The sequence below is a fragment of the Pseudomonas sp. TUM25319 genome (assembly GCF_056388475.1).
On the sequence record NZ_CM150751.1, the window covers coordinates 4,249,614 to 4,264,756 of the forward strand.

The following is a 15,143-nucleotide window of genomic DNA, read 5'->3' on the forward strand; positions in this document are numbered from 1 at the left end:
CCCACGCAGGGGCTGGCTGGCGGCCCCGCCCTTTCCCTGTCCTGGCGTTCCCGATCGTGAAAGCTGCGCATTCTTCCGGGCCGAACCGCTGGCCCAACGTCCTGCGGGCCCTGCACCACCGCAATTTCCGCCTGTATTTCATCGGCCATGCGGTTTCCACCCTGGGTACCTGGGTGCAGACCGTGGCGCTGTCCTGGCTGGTCTACCGATTGACCGGCTCCGCCGCCCTGCTCGGCATCACCACCTGCGCCACCCTGCTGCCGCAACTGCTGGTGGGGCCGATCGCCGGCGCCTGGATCGACCGTCACGACAAGCGCCGGCTATTGATGCTGATCGAGGCCCTTCTGGCAATCCAGGCATTGGGCTTGGCGCTGCTGACCTGGCTGGAACTGATCAACCCGACGCTGATCGTGATCCTCGCCGCCACCCTCGGCGTCCTCAACGCGGTGGATACGCCGCTGCGCCAGTCCCTGCTCAGCCGCCTGGTGGACGACCGCGACGACCTGCCCAATGCGCTGGCCCTCAACGCCATGCTGTTCACCTGTTCGCGCTTCGTCGGCCCGCCGCTGGCCGGGCTGCTGCTGGCGCTGACCGGCGAAGCCCTGTGCTTCGCGCTCAACTCGCTGTCGTATGCCGGACTGATTCTCGGCCTGCTGGCGATCCGCCTGGCGCCTGGCGAAAAAGCCAGCGGCAGCATGCGCAACATGTTTCGCGAGGGGCTGGACTACACCCTGCGCTCGCCGCCCTTGCGCGCCCTGATCCTCGGCGTGCTGGTGGTCAACCTCACCGCCTCCACCTACGCCGTGCTGCTGCCGGTGTTCGCCCACGACATCTTCGCCGGTGACGCCCGCACCCTGGGCTGGCTGTGGGGCGCCGCCGGGCTTGGCTCGCTGCTGTCCACCGTGCTACTGGCCGGGCGCCAGAGCGTCGACCGGCTGCGCGGGCTGATCCTGTTTTCCGCCATTGCCAGCGCCGTCGGCCTGCTGCTGTTCGCCAGCAGCCGCTACCTGCCGCTGTCGCTACTGGCGATGGTGATTCTCGGCTTCGGCGTCACCATCAACAATGTCGGTACCAATATCCTGCTGCAAAGCCAGGCGCCGGAAGCGCTGCGCGGGCGGGTGGTGTCGATCTACACCTCCACCCGCTTCGGCTTCGACGCCATCGGCGGGTTGCTGGCCGGGCTGCTCGCTGCCCATTTGGGCGGGCCCTGGGCCATGCATATCGCCGCCGCGCTGCTGGCGGCCTATTGTGTCTGGCAACTGCTCCTGCAACGCCGCCCTGCCCCCGAACCCGTCATCGAGGAATCCGCGCCATGACTGCCCTGCTGCGTCAGCAACCGACCATCACCCTGCGCCTGGCCATGCAGGCCCTGAACGCCGCCCTCGACTTCGCCGAGCAGGCCGGTGTCCGTGTCAGCCTGGTAATCCTCGACGCCGGTGGCCAGCCGATCCACAGCGCCCACATGGAGGGCGCGCCCCGTCCGTCCCAGGCCATCGCCCTGAACAAGGCCCTGACCGCCGCCGGTTTCGGCGCGTCCACCCGGGTCTGGGAAGAGCGCCTGCAGAAATGCTCGGTATCGGTCCGCGAGGGGCTGCCGCTGCAACCCAACCTGGCGCTGTTCGGCGGCGGCGAACCTTTCCTGCTGGACGGCCAGGTGATCGGTGCCATCGGTGTGTCCGGCGCTTCGGAAGCCATGGACGGCCAGTGTGCCCAGGCAGCCGTGGACACCGTCCGCGCCCTGCTGGACAACGCCCGCTGAGGAGAACGCCACCATGAATGCCGCCCGCCAACTCGGTGATTACTGCCTGCACGCCTTCAGCCAGCAGGTGCCGGCCAGCCTCGCCGCCTTCTACCAGATCGACGCGCAGCTGCAGGCCTGCGACTTCCAGCTGATGGGCATGCAGCCGCCGATGCACCACCGCTACCTGGAGCACTACCGCCACCTCGATCCGCTCAAGCCGGACAACTGCCGCGACATCGGCCTGCCGGTGGTATCGCTGCGCCAGGGGCTGGCCCATCACGATGCCGAAAAGGGCCTTGAGTACCTCGGTTTCCTGCATCAGCACCGGGTGGTGGATGTGGTGGAGATCATGGCCTGGGTCGATGAACGCCCGGTGGCCGGGTTGTCGCTGCTGCGCGACGGCGAACTGGGAGCATTCAGCCAGGCCGAGCTGGACCGTCTGCTGCCGCTGCACGGGCTGATGCAGATGGCGGCCCGGCAATTGCCCAGGTCCGTGCCCGACCGCCTCGCCGGCCTGACCCCGCGGGAGCGGGAAATCGCCCTGTTGCTGCAGAACGGCGCCTGCAACAAGACCCTGGCCCGGCAACTGGACCTCGGCTTGCCGACCGTGAAAACCCACCTGATCAACCTGTTTCGCAAGGTGGGGGTGAAGAACCGGACGGAATTGATTGGAGCATTGTTCCTGTAACGGGGCAGCGTTATCGCCGGCACAGATCCCTTGGGGCACCTCGCCCCGAGCCTTAAGCGATCTTAATGGACCCGCGATTGTCCCCTTCCGTCCTGCTGCGCATCATTCCCGGCACAGTCACTTCGATGGATCCGCCGATGAATGCTCCTGCCGTTTCCGCCCCGTCCCCGAGCCGCTGCAAGCGCCTGAAGGCTGCCAGCAGCAGCGATCACGACAGCGTCGATGCGCTGGTGATGGCCGCACAGCCCTTCGCCGACCGCGAGCGCTATGGACTGTTCCTGAACCTGCAACACCGTTTCCACGGCAGTCTGCTGGGGCTGTACCAGGACACCCGCCTCAACCGGCAACTGCCAGGGCTGGAGCTGCTGTCGCGCTTCGCGGCCGTGGAGTCGGACCTGCGCGACCTCGGCCTGGAACCGCCGACGGCCCCTGCTCAGGTGGAGCTGGCGCATCCGGCGGAGGCCTTTGGCTGGCTGTATTGCAGTGAAGGCTCGAACCTCGGCGCAGCGTTCCTGTTCAAGGAAACCCAGCGCCTGGGCCTGGACGGCGAGCAAGGCGCCCGCCACCTGGCCGCCCATCCTGATGGGCGTGCACCGCACTGGCGGCAGTTCGTGGCGCTGGTGGATGGGCTGGAGCTGGACAGCGAGGAAGAGGCCCATGCGGTGAACGGGGCGATCAAGGCGTTCGAGGCCTATCGTGGGCATCTGCGGGCGGTGTTCGGGCAGGTTCAGGTTTAAACAGGACCGGCCTCATCGCCGGCAAGGCCGGCGATGAGGCCGGTCCTGCTTAAACCCCGCACTCAAGCCGGCCGCAATATCAGCACCGCCAACGGCGGCAGGTTCAGCGCCAGCGACATCGGCTGCCCATGGCTGGCCAGCGCCTGCCCCACCACCGCGCCCTCGTTGCCGAAGTTGGTGCCGGCATAACGTTCGGCATCGCTGTTGAACACTTCGTCCCAACGCTCGCCGAACGGCACGCCAATGCGATAGCCCTCGCGCGGCACCGGGGTGAAGTTGGCCACCACCAGCAGCGGCTGGCCGTCGGCACTCCAGCGCAGCCAGGCGTAGACGCTGTTGTGGGCGTCATCACCGATCAGCCACTGGAAACCCTGGGGCACGCAGTCCTGCTGGTGCAGCGCCGGCTCTTCGCGGTACAGGCGGTTGAGGTCGCCCACCAGCCGCTGCACCCCAAGGTGCTCGCTGTACTGCAGCAGGTACCAGTCCAGCTCGCTGTCGTGGTTCCACTCGCGCCACTGGCCGAACTCACAGCCCATGAACAGCAGCTTCTTGCCCGGATGGCACCACATGAACGCCAGGTAGGCACGCAGGTTGGCGAACTTCTGCCAGCGGTCGCCGGGCATCTTGTCGATCAGCGAGCGCTTGCCGTGGACCACTTCGTCATGGGAGATCGGCAGGATGAAATGCTCCGAATAGGCATAGATCAGACCGAAGCTCATTTCATTGTGGTGGTGCTGGCGATGGATCGGGTCGTTCTGGATGTAATGCAGGGTGTCGTGCATCCAGCCCATGTTCCACTTGTAGGCGAAGCCCAGGCCGCCCTGCTGCACCGGCTGGCTGACGCCCGGCCAGGCGGTGGATTCTTCGGCAATGACCAGCGCCCCTGGCACTTCCACCGCGACCACATCGTTGAGGTGACGCAGGAAGTCGATGGCTTCCAGGTTCTCGCGCCCGCCATGGCGATTGGGCACCCACTCGCCGGCCTTGCGCGAGTAGTCGCGGTAGAGCATCGAAGCCACCGCATCGACCCGCAGCCCGTCGATATGGAATTCCCGCAGCCAGTGCAGCGCCGAGGCCAGCATGAAGCCGTGCACCTCGGTACGGCCGAGGTTGTAGATCAGGGTGTCCCAGTCCTGGTGGAAGCCCTCCAGCGGGTTGGCGTATTCGTACAGCGCGGTGCCGTCGAACTGGCTCAGGCCATGGCTGTCGGTGGGGAAATGCGCGGGCACCCAGTCAAGGATCACGCCGATCTGCACCTGATGGCAGGCATCGACGAAGGCGGCGAAGTCTTCCGCCGTGCCGTAGCGGGCGGTCGGGGCGAACAGTGACAACGGCTGGTAACCCCAGGAGCCACCGAACGGGTGCTCCATGATCGGCATCAGCTCGATATGGGTGAAGCCCAGTTCCTGCACGTAGGGAATCAGCCGCTCGGCCAGCTCGCGCCAGTTATAGAAGCGCACCACCTCGCCGGCTTCATCCAGTTCGCATTGCCAGGATCCGGCGTGCAGTTCGTAGATCGACAGCGGCGCCGTGGTGCCCTGGCGCGCGCTCCGTGCCTGCAGCCACTGCTGGTCGCGCCATTCATGGGCCAGGGGGCCGGCGACCCTGGAGGCGGTACTCGGCGGCAATTCGGTGGCGCGGGCCAGAGGGTCGGCCTTGAGCGGCAGCACGCCACCCTGGCCGAGCACTTCGTACTTGTAGGTTTCGCCGGCGCCCAGCCCCGGAATGAACAGCTCCCACACCCCGCTGGCATGGCGCAGGCGCATCGGATGCCGGCGCCCGTCCCAGTTGTTGAAATCTCCCACCACCGACACCCGGCGGGCGTTCGGTGCCCACACCGAGAAGCGCACCCCGGCGACACCATCGACCTCGATCGGCTGCGCGCCGAGGCGGTTGGCCAGGTCGCGGTGGTTGCCCTCGCTGAACAGGTAAAGGTCCATGTCGCCCAGTTGCGGGCCGAAGCTGTAGGGGTCTTCGGTGATCTGCTCGCCGCCGGCCCAGTTGATCCGCAGCCGGTAGGCTCCGGGCGGTTGCGCGAAGTGCGCAGTGAACAGCCCCGGTACGCTTCCTTGCGCGAGTTCGGCGATCACTTCGCCGGTGCCGCGGTCCAGCGCCTGAACGCTCAGGGCCTCCGGCAAAAAGGCGCGCAACCAGGCCCCACCGGCACCATCACCGTGCGTACCGAGCACCGAAAAAGGATCGGTGTGCCTGGCATTGACCAGGTCATCGATATCGCTGCGGCCCAGTCCGCCTTGCTCCCGTTTGTGCACGCTCATCTACTGCTCTCCCCAGGTACTGACAAGCCCATGCAGGCCATGCAAAGGCACGGCCAGCCATTGCGGGCGATTCTCGGCTTCATAAGCGATTTCGTAGGCAGCCTTTTCCAGGCTGAACAATTCCAGTGCCGCCTGCTCGCCCCCCTCGTGCAGCCAGGCATGAGGCAGGCTGGCGGTCGCCAGGCCATAGGCCTGGACGAATGCGTGACGCGAGGCGTGCAGGTAACGCCGGGTGACCCGTTGCCGCGCCTGCAGGTTGTCGGGCAGTGCGCCGGCACCCGCCGCGCCACGCAGCGCCATCGCAGCAGCGTAGTCGAAGGACCGCAGCACGCCACTGACGTCCTTGTACGGGCTGTGGCGGGCGCGCCGCTCTTCCAGCGGCCGCGCCGGCTCGCCCTCGAAGTCGATCAGGTAGGCATCGCCCTGCACCACCAGTACCTGGCCCAGGTGCAGGTCGCCGTGCACCCGCATCACCAGGCCGCCTTCGGCCTGGTCGGCCAGTTGCGCGACTTCCCGCAGCAGGCCGTCGCGCTGCTGTTCGAGGTCATCCACCAGCGCTTTGCTCTCGTCATCCAGTGCGTCGCGGTGCTGCACCAGCAAATCCAGAGCCGTGCGCAACTGCCCGGCAATCTGCCGGCCCCAGCGCTCGCTGTCGCTGCGATCGCTGACGCGGGTCTTGAAGGCCGGATCGTCGGTGGGGCCGGCCAGGGCCAGGTGCATCTCGCCCAGGCGCTGGCCGAGCAAGGCGGCGAAGCCGGTCAGGTCTTCGAGCGCGTCGGCATGGCCTTCGCCCCGCAGTTGTGGCGGTTCCAGCTCGTCGCGAATGGCCCGCTCAAGGTTGTTCTGGGTCCAGTCCCAGGCATCGCCCTGGTTGTTCAGGTAGCCTTGGGCAATCGCCAGCAGGCACGGCTCGCCACTCGCGTCGACGCGGTTCAGCCAGCCCAGCAGCGGCGAGATGTTGGCGAAGCCGGCGGCGGTCAGGAAGGCACCCATTTCCAGTTCGGGATGGACGCCGCCATTGACCCGGCGAATCAGCTTGAGCACCAGCTTGCCGCCGACCACCACCGAGCTGTTGGACTGCTCGGCCGAGAGGTAGCGCACCTCGGCGTCCTCGCCCAGCCCCAGGGCCGCCAGTTGCGGCGTGGAGTCGAACTGCAGCTCGCCGTCGCTGCCGGCGAGGCGAGTGCGCTGACTGAACCCTTCGAGCAAGGCGCGGATGAAGGTCTCCAGGGCAAAACCGTCGGTGATCAGCCCCACCTGACGGGTACGCCGCACCCGGCCCAGCGCCAGTTGCTGAGGCAGGGCGGTATGGATCTGGTCTTCGCCGATCAGGCCGAAGGGCAGGAAGTAGCGCCGCTGCTGTCCGCCGCTTTGTACGTCGATCTCGCTGAGCAGCACGGGGCTGGTGGGCGAGCCGAAGCGTACGCCATAGGCGATGTGCACGCTGTCGATGGCCGCGTCCTTGCCGGCGAACCAGCGGCGCTTGGGCAGGTACTGCGGCAGGATGTGTTGTTCCAGGTCTTCGCGGGCCGGTGATTCCAGAAGTTCTTCCATACGTTTCTTCACCACCAGCGTGGTGAACTCCGGTAAGGGCTGCGCGGCTTCCACGTGCCAACTGGGCATCTGGTCCTTGGGGGCCAGCAGGAACCAGTAGAACCCGTAGGGCGCGAGCGTGAGCAGAAAAGGCAACTGGCCGATGGGCGGAAAGGCGCACCCGCCGAGCATTTCCACCGGTACCCGATCAATCCAGGGCGCCAGGTCCAGCTCCACCGCCTGGGCGGCGCGGGACACGTTGGCCACGCACAGCACGGTTTCGCTGACGCCTTCAGGGCTGGTGTACTCGCGCAGGTAGGCGAGGATGCGCCGGTTGTTCGGCGCGAGCATTTTCAGGGTGCCGCGACCGAACGCCTTCTGCTGCTTGCGCACGGTGAGCAGGCGGCGGTTCCAGTTGAGCAGCGAATGGGGATCTTCGGCCTGGGCCTCGACGTTGATGGTCTGGTAACCGTATTGCGGGTCCATGATCGGCGGCAGCACCAGCCGCGCGGGGTCGGCACGGGAGAAGCCGCCGTTGCGGTCCACCGACCATTGCATCGGCGTGCGCACGCCGTCGCGGTCGCCCAGGTAGATGTTGTCGCCCATGCCGATCTCGTCGCCGTAGTACAGGGTCGGCGTGCCGGGCATCGACAGCAGCAGGCTGGTCAGCAGTTCCACGCGCCGCCGGTCGCGCTGCATCAGCGGCGCCAGGCGCCGACGGATACCGAGGTTGATCCGGGCGCGGCGATCGGCGGCGTAGTAGTTCCACAGGTAGTCGCGTTCACGGTCGGTGACCATTTCCAGGGTCAGCTCATCGTGGTTGCGCAGAAAGATGGCCCACTGGCAGTTCTCCGGGATGGCCGGGGTCTGGCGCAGGATGTCGGTGATCGGAAAACGGTCTTCCTGGGCCACGGCCATGTACATGCGCGGCATCAGCGGAAAGTGGAAGGCCATGTGGCATTCGTCGCCCTTGCCCTCACCGAAATACAACTGGGTGTCTTCCGGCCACTGGTTGGCCTCCGCCAGGAGCATGCGATCGGGGTAGTTGGCGTCGATTTCGGCGCGGATCCGCTTCAGTACGCCGTGGGTTTCCGGCAGGTTCTCATTGTTGGTGCCGTCGCGCTCGATCAGGTACGGAATGGCGTCCAGGCGCAGGCCGTCCACGCCGAGGTCGAGCCAGAAACGCATCACCCCGATCACCGCCTTCATCACCTGCGGGTTGTCGAAGTTGAGGTCCGGCTGGTGCGAATAGAAGCGGTGCCAGTAGTACTGGCCGGCCACCGGATCCCAGGTCCAGTTGGACTTTTCGGTGTCGAGGAAGATGATCCGCGTGCCGTCGTATTTTTCGTCGCTGTCGGACCACACGTAGAAGTCCCGCGCCTTCGAACCGCGTTTGGCGCGCCGGGCCTTCTGGAACCAGGGATGCTGGTCGGAGGTGTGGTTGATGACCAGCTCGGTGATGACCCGCAGGTTGCGCTTGTGCGCCTCGGCAATGAAGCGGCGCACGTCGGCCAGGGTGCCGTAGTCGGTGTGCACGGCCTTGTAGGCGGCGATGTCGTAGCCGTCGTCGCGCCGCGGCGAGGGATAGAACGGCAGCAGCCAGAGGGTGTTCACCCCGAGGTCGGCGATGTAGTCGAGCTTGGCCAGCAGGCCGGGAAAGTCGCCGATACCGTCGTTGTTGGAGTCGAAAAAGGACTTGATGTGGATCTGGTAGATGATCGCGTCCTTGTACCAGAGCGGATCGTCGATAAAGGCCGCCGGGCGGCTTTTCTTCGCCATGCGGGGCTCCTAGTTGGCCTTGTCCAGGCGCCAGATGCCGAATGGCAGGTGCCACGGCTCGATGCGCATCCATTGGGTCTTGCCATGCCACTCCCAACGATGGCCATTCATCAGGTCTTCGCCGCGGGTCGTGGCGTTGTCATCCAGCCCCAGCTCCCACAGCGGCAGTTCGAAGTGGGCTTCCTGGGCGTTGTGCGGATCGAGGCTGACCGCCACCAGCACGAAGCTGTCGTCCGGGTTGCGCTTGCCGAAATAGACGATGTTGTCGTTCCAGGCGTTGTAGAAGCGCACGCCGAGGTGGCTCTGCAGGGCCGGCTGCTGGCGACGGATGCGGTTGAGCTGGGCAATCTCGGCGATGATGTTGCCGGGCTGGCTGAAGTCCCGCGGACGGATCTCGTACTTCTCCGAATCCAGGTACTCCTCCTTGCCCGGGATCGGTGCGGCCTCGCACAGTTCGAAGCCCGAATACATGCCCCAGAGTCCCGACCCCATGGTTGCCAGGGCAGCACGGATCAGGAAGCCGGCACGTCCGGAGTGATGGAGGAAGAACGGATTGATGTCCGGCGTGTTGACGAAGAAGTTGGGCCGGTAGCACAGCGACCAGGGCGGCTGGTTGAGTGTTTCGAAATACTCCTGGATCTCGGCCTTGGTGTTGCGCCAGGTGAAGTAGGTGTAGCTCTGGCTGTAGCCGACCTTGCCCAGGCGCGCCATCATCGCCGGCTTGGTGAAGGCTTCGGCGAGAAAGATGATGTCCGGGTGCTTGCTGCGGATATCGGCGATCAGCCACTGCCAGAACGGCAGCGGCTTGGTGTGGGGGTTGTCGACGCGGAACTGCTTGACGCCCTCTTCCACCCAGCCCAGCACCACGTCACGCAGGGCCAGCCACAGCGACGGAATGGCGTCGGCGGCGTAGAAATCGACATTGACGATGTCCTGGTACTTTTTCGGCGGGTTTTCCGCATAGCGGATGCTGCCGTCCGGCCGCCACGAGAACCAGCCGGGGTGCTCCTGCAGCCAGGGGTGGTCCTGGGAGCACTGGATCGCGAAGTCCAGGGCGATCTCCAGGCCATGCTCGGCGGCGGCGGCCACCAGCCGGCGAAAGTCCTCGCGGCTGCCCAGTTGCGGATGGATCGCCTCGTGGCCACCGTCGGGGCTGCCAATGGCGTAAGGGCTACCGGGATCGCCCTCGGCAGCCTGCAGGGCATTGTTGCGGCCCTTGCGGAACTTGTTGCCGATGGGGTGGATGGGCGGGAAGTACAGGACATCGAAGCCCATGTCGCGAATCATCGGCAAGCGTTCATGGACATCGTTGAAGGTGCCGTGGCGACGGGGATCGTCGGTGATCGAGCGAGGAAACAGCTCGTACCAACTGGCAAACGCCGCCCGCTCGCGCTCCACTTCCAGGGGGAATTCCGGGCTGCGACTGAGGTAGGCACGGGGATCGGCCTGGGCCATCAGCACCCGGGTATCGGTGGCCAGCAGGCACTCGACCTGGGTGGCAGCCGGCAGGCCCTTGCGCAGGCGCCTGGCCACGCCCAGCAACTGTTCGCGCAGCGGCCCGGCGCTGCGTTCGGCGGCGTGCTCCAGGTGCAGGCGGCCTTCAGTGAGTTCAAGGGTGATATCGACGCCTGCGGTGAACTTCTTCTCCAGGTCGTAGCAATAGGTGCCATAGCCGTCGATCCAGGCTTCGATGACGAACAGGTGGCGCCCGACTTCGCCGAGGGTGAAGCTGGCCTCCCACTGGTCGTTGCCCAGCGCCTGCATCGGCAGGCTGTGCCAGCGCCGGCTGTTGGCCTGGCGCCAGTTGAGGTGCACGGCCAGCACGTCATGGCCATCGGCGTATACCTTGCTGCCTACCGTCACCGTCTTGCCCGTTTCGGACTTCACCGGGTACAGCCCGGCATCGATCACCGGCGTGGTGTTCTCGATCACCACCCGGGGCAGCAGCAGCGCCTGGGACAGGCTCAGCGGTTCGTCGGCGGGGCTGTCGCCACCGGCCATACGCTCGGTTTCGAAAGGCTCATTGCGGGTCATCGAACATCGCTCCGTTACAGCGTGACGGTAAGGGTTCAGAGCAATGGCAGGCGCGAGGGGTTCAATAAAAGGCTCAATAAAAAATGAGCGATGCCGGGAGGAATGCGGTCCAACCCTTGAATGCCTTGATCATCGAGAGGAAAGGCCAATGAGTATCCCTGTCCCGGCAGAAACGCCCGATCCGAATATCGACGACCCGAACCTGCCACCACCGGATCCGGTGCAGGAACCCGAAGGCGTCCCGGTCAAACCGACCGTTCCGCCCACCGTGGGTGACCCGCCCAGTGAAGAGCCTCCGGTGAAAGGCAAAGCGTAGACCGGTTGCAGCGCGTTGGCGGGCCGCCAGGCCACGCCGCTGAGCGCGAACGGAACAGCCCCCTCCCCGATTCCCCGGCCGGCCTCGCTCCCTGCAAGGCCGGCCGCGGCAGGGCCAGCCCTGGCCCGACTCGCCGGTTCCCGACCTTAAGCAATCTTAATGAACCCGCAATTGCCCAATATTGGGAATGATTCTTATCCTCGCACCCATCAGCCCGCCCGCTTTCGCACTGGCTCGCCGCTTACCATTCGTTCAAGGGAAATCTCGTGATCAAGAAGCAACTGCCCGGCCCGCACAAACGGCTGCCCCGCCAACTCGCCGTGGGCGTCATGGCCATGGGCCTGAGCGCGTGTGCCGTCACCCCCGAGCCGCTGACCCTGGAACAGCAACTGGCCCAGGCCAGCGCCGACCGCAGCCGCATGTTCGACAACCAGGAACCGGTCACCCAGGCCATCGACCTGGAGCAGGCCATGGCCCGCGCCGTGAAGTACAACCTGCAACAGCGCCTGGGCCTGATGGAGCGCGCGCTGGAAGACAACCTGCTCGACCAGTCCAGCTACGACATGCTGCCCAAGCTGGCCGCCCGCGCCGGCTGGCGTGGGCGCGACAACACCCTGGCGTCGTCCAGCGAGTCGATCCGCACCGGCAACCAGTCGCTGGAGCCCTCCACCAGCCAGGACCGCTCGATCCGCAGCGCCGACCTGCAGATGTCGTGGAACGTGCTCGATTTCGGCATCGGCTACTTCGGCGCCAAGGCCCAGGCCAACAAGGTACTGGCCGCCGAGGAACGCCGACGCCGGGTGATCGCCGACATCATCCAGCAGGTGCGCAGTGCCTACTGGGAAGCCGCCACAGCCCAGCGCCTGCAGCCCCAGGTCCAACGCGCCCTGGCCGACGCCCGCCAGGCCCTCGACCAGGCGCGCCAGACCGAGCGCCAGCGCCTGCTCGCCCCGGTCGACGCGCTGCGCTACCAGAAAGGTTTGCTGGAAATGGTCCGCCAACTGGAAACCGTCGACGGCGAACTGGCCACCGCCAAGGCGCGCCTTGCCGGGTTGATGAACCTGCCGCCGGCGACCCGCTTCGAGGTCGTGGTACCCAGCGACCAGCAACTCCAGGCCCCGAACCTGGCCTATCGCCTCGACGACCTTGAAGCCATGGCCATGGTCCGCCGCCCGGAAGTACGCGAAGAGAGCTACCAGGCACGCAACACGGTGCTGGAAACCCGTGCGGCCCTGCTGCGCCTGATGCCCGGCGCCTCGCTGTTCGTCGGCACCAATTACGACAGCAACAGCTACACCACCAACAACCAGTGGGCCGACGCCGGCGTGCAGGTGAGCTGGAACCTGTTCAACGTGCTTGCCTACCCCTCGGTCAAGCGCACCGGCGAGGCCCGCGAGGCATTGGCCGAGGTACGTCGCCAGGCCATGCGCATGGCCGTGCTCACCCAGGTCAACGTGGCCTGGCAGCAGTACCACCAGGCCACCCGATTGTTCGAACGCTCCAACGAGCTGCAACGGATCCAGAACGGCATCCTGCAACAGACCGAAAACGCCCTGCGCAGCGATGCCCAGACCGTGCTGGAGCAAGTGCGCACCAGCACCGAGACGGTGTTGGCCCTGCGCAGCCGCGACCGCAGTTTTGCCCAGTTGCAGACGGCCTACGGTGCCATCTACCAGGCCGCCGGCCTCGATCCGCTGCCCGAGCGCCTGGCCGGCGACAGCGTGGCCGAACTGGCCCGCGCCATCGGACAGAAAAGCGCGGCCCTGGCCCAGGGCAGCATCCAGGCGCCGCTGATGGTGCGTTACGCGGTGACCAGCCGTGACTACGTCACGCCGAAAAAAGTGCAGCCGGTGAACCTCGACCTGTGGAGCAGTGTCGGTTCGCTGCAGGGCACCGAAGTGGTCGAGGTCAGCCATGCGCCGGCTCGTCGCTGAAACCTGCCTGCTGGCGCTGCTGCTGGGCAGCGCCTCCGCCAGGGCCGAGGAACCGCCGCCGTTGCAGCCGCCTCCGGCCGTTGGCAGCGCCGAGCCGGACCTGCGGGTCCAGCTCAGTGCCAGCCAGCGCACGGTGATCTCCAGCGAACTGGCCGGCAAGATCACCGAGCTGAAGGTCAAGGAAGGCGACAGCTTCGGCAAGGGCGAGCGTCTGGTGGCCTTCGACTGCGCCATCCACCGCGCACGACTGGGCCACTCCAGCGCCGCGCAGGAAGCGGCGAACAAGAAGCTTGCCGTGGCGAAAAAGCTCGACCAGTTGCAGTCCATCAGCGTCTCCGACCTCAGCCAGGCCCAGGCCGAGCTGAACATGGCCCGGGCGCAGAACGGCGTGAACCAGGTGATGGTGCAGCATTGCAGCATTGCCGCGCCGTTCTCCGGACGGGTCGCCGAACGCAAGGTCCAGCCCGGCGAATACGTTGCCGAAGGCAAGGAACTGCTGGCGCTGTATGACGACAGCGCCTTCGAGGTGGAACTGATCGTGCCGTCGCGCTGGATGGCCTGGCTCAAGCCGGGCTACGGCTTCACCGTGCACCTGGAAGAGACCGGTGGCGACTATCCCGCCCGGGTCGAACGCCTGGGCTCGGTGATCGACCCGCTGAGCCAGACGCTGAAAGTCTTCGGGCGTATCGATGCCCAGGCCGGGCACCTGCTGCCGGGCATGAGCGGCACCGCCCGCATCGATCCTCCTGCGGCGCCGCGCTCATGAGCGCCGCCCTGCCCGCGCCGGCGCTGGCCAGCCTGGTCCAGCTCGAACGGCAGGTCCGCGCCGCCGCTAACATGGCGGCGCTGGGCTTTGTCATGGTCAACGACACCCGCCGCCTGTTGCCGTACCGCCAGGCGATGCTGTGGGATGCCCGCGAGCAGCGCCTGCTGAGCCTGTCGGGGCTGGCCACAGTGGAGGCCGACGCCCCCTTCAACCACTGGTTCGCCGGCCATTGCCGGGCCTGGCAGCAACAGCATCCGGGGCCGAAGCTGGCGCAACTCAACGCCAGCCAGCTGGGTGCCAGCGACCAGGCACAATGGGCCGAGTACCTGCCCTCCTGGCTGGTCTGGCTGCCGCTGGCAGACCGCCAGGGACGGCTGCTCGGCGCCTTGCTGCTGGCCCGCGACCAACCGCTGGACGGCAACGAGGCCAGCCTGCTGGCGTTGACCCAGGATGCATTCGGCCATGCCTGGGCCAGCCTGCAGCCGGCCAGTGGCACAGGCCTTCGCCGCCTGCGCCGCGACCGTCGCTGGTGGCTCGGTGGCGCGGCTGCCGCGCTGGTGACTCTGCTGTTGCCGATTCGCCAGGCCGCCCTGGCCCCGGCGGAAATCGTCGCCCTGCAACCCAGTGTGCTGCGCGCCCCGCTGCAGGGGGTTGTGGAACGCCTGCTGGTGGAGCCCAACGACACCGTCAAGGCCGGCCAGCCGCTGATCCAGCTCGACGCCCGGGAACTGCAGAGCCGCCTGGAAGCGTCGCGCCAGGCCCTGGCCATCGCCGAAGGCGAGTTCCGCCAGGCGCAGCAACAGGCCCTCAGCGACGCCCGCAGCAAGGCCGGCCTGGCGGTGTTGCAAGGTCGTCGTGAACAGGCCATGGCCGAGGTGCGTTACCTGGAACAGAACCTGGAGCGTACCCGCATCCTGGCGCCCCATGACGGCGTGGCACTGTTCGACGACCCGGCGCAGTGGCAAGGCCGCCCGGTGTCGCTGGGCGAGCAGATCATGCAGGTGGCCGACCCGTCCCGCACGCAACTGGAAATCCAGCTGCCCGTCAGCGATGCCATCGAACTGCACAGCGGGGCCGACGTGCTGCTGTTTCTCAACACCGATCCAGCGGCGCCGTTGCCGGGCAACCTCAGGCACCTGGGCTATCGCGCCACGGCCACCGCCGAGGGCGGCATGGCCTACCGGCTCAAGGCCGGGTTCAGCGAAGCCGACCCACGCATCCGCATCGGCCTCAAGGGCACCGCCAAGGTCTATGGCGAGCGCACCACGCTGTTCACCTACCTGTTGCGCCGCCCGCTGGCAGCCCTGCGCATCTGGCTGGCGCTGTGAACGGTGCCGCC

11 protein-coding genes are annotated in these 15,143 nt (G+C 66.7%); 8 read left to right on the top strand and 3 right to left on the bottom strand.

What is annotated here, in order from left to right; genetic code table 11:
- Positions 1 to 56 precede the first annotated feature (56 nt).
- The 4 genes from AC05QJ_RS19525 to AC05QJ_RS19540 all read left to right on the top strand — a co-directional run bounded on the left by AC05QJ_RS19525 (position 57) and on the right by AC05QJ_RS19540 (position 3,166).
- Entirely contained in the window at positions 57 to 1,316 is a 1,260-nt protein-coding gene (locus AC05QJ_RS19525) for an MFS transporter (RefSeq protein ID WP_476742929.1), read from the top strand.
- Positions 1,313 to 1,759, top strand: coding sequence for a GlcG/HbpS family heme-binding protein (locus tag AC05QJ_RS19530; protein ID WP_476742930.1), 447 nt, complete (start codon positions 1,313 to 1,315; stop codon positions 1,757 to 1,759). The genes AC05QJ_RS19525 and AC05QJ_RS19530 overlap by 4 nt, the downstream gene beginning before the upstream one ends.
- A 13-nt stretch (positions 1,760 to 1,772) precedes the next feature.
- Positions 1,773 to 2,429: a helix-turn-helix transcriptional regulator gene (locus AC05QJ_RS19535; protein WP_476742931.1), complete on the top strand. Its 657-nt coding sequence runs from the start codon at positions 1,773 to 1,775 to the stop codon at positions 2,427 to 2,429.
- Positions 2,430 to 2,566: 137 nt separating this feature from the next.
- Entirely contained in the window at positions 2,567 to 3,166 is a 600-nt protein-coding gene (locus AC05QJ_RS19540) for a biliverdin-producing heme oxygenase (protein WP_476747970.1), read from the top strand.
- Between the two features lie 62 nt (positions 3,167 to 3,228).
- On the opposite strand, the gene glgB is transcribed toward AC05QJ_RS19540, so the two are convergent.
- The 3 genes from glgB to AC05QJ_RS19555 are packed head-to-tail and all read right to left on the bottom strand — an operon-like array spanning position 3,229 to position 10,788.
- Positions 3,229 to 5,442 (bottom strand): 1,4-alpha-glucan branching protein GlgB, encoded by a 2,214-nt coding sequence (glgB, locus tag AC05QJ_RS19545; protein WP_476742932.1) that lies wholly within the window; start codon positions 5,440 to 5,442, stop codon positions 3,229 to 3,231.
- A complete protein-coding gene (treS, locus tag AC05QJ_RS19550; RefSeq protein WP_476742933.1) occupies positions 5,443 to 8,754 on the bottom strand; it encodes a maltose alpha-D-glucosyltransferase in 3,312 nt (1,103 codons plus the stop codon). It abuts the gene before it with no gap.
- Positions 8,755 to 8,763: 9 nt separating this feature from the next.
- Positions 8,764 to 10,788 carry an alpha-1,4-glucan--maltose-1-phosphate maltosyltransferase gene (locus AC05QJ_RS19555; protein ID WP_476742934.1) on the bottom strand — a complete coding sequence of 675 codons (2,025 nt, stop codon included), beginning with the start codon at positions 10,786 to 10,788 and terminating at the stop codon, positions 8,764 to 8,766.
- 148 nt (positions 10,789 to 10,936) lie between these two features.
- Between AC05QJ_RS19555 and AC05QJ_RS19560 the strand changes: the two genes are divergently transcribed.
- From AC05QJ_RS19560 to AC05QJ_RS19575, 4 genes are all read left to right on the top strand, one after another.
- Positions 10,937 to 11,104 (top strand): hypothetical protein, encoded by a 168-nt coding sequence (locus AC05QJ_RS19560; RefSeq protein WP_476742935.1) that lies wholly within the window; start codon positions 10,937 to 10,939, stop codon positions 11,102 to 11,104.
- A gap of 266 nt (positions 11,105 to 11,370) precedes the next feature.
- Positions 11,371 to 13,038, top strand: a complete 1,668-nt coding sequence (locus AC05QJ_RS19565; protein ID WP_476742936.1) for a TolC family protein — start codon at positions 11,371 to 11,373, stop codon at positions 13,036 to 13,038.
- Positions 13,019 to 13,804 (top strand): efflux RND transporter periplasmic adaptor subunit, encoded by a 786-nt coding sequence (locus AC05QJ_RS19570; RefSeq protein ID WP_476742937.1) that lies wholly within the window; start codon positions 13,019 to 13,021, stop codon positions 13,802 to 13,804. The genes AC05QJ_RS19565 and AC05QJ_RS19570 overlap by 20 nt, the downstream gene beginning before the upstream one ends.
- The gene (locus AC05QJ_RS19575; protein WP_476742938.1) at positions 13,801 to 15,132 is read left to right on the top strand and encodes an efflux RND transporter periplasmic adaptor subunit; all 1,332 of its coding nucleotides are present in this window, start codon (positions 13,801 to 13,803) and stop codon (positions 15,130 to 15,132) included. Before AC05QJ_RS19570 ends, AC05QJ_RS19575 begins: the two co-directional genes overlap by 4 nt.
- The last annotated feature ends 11 nt before the right edge of the window (positions 15,133 to 15,143 follow it).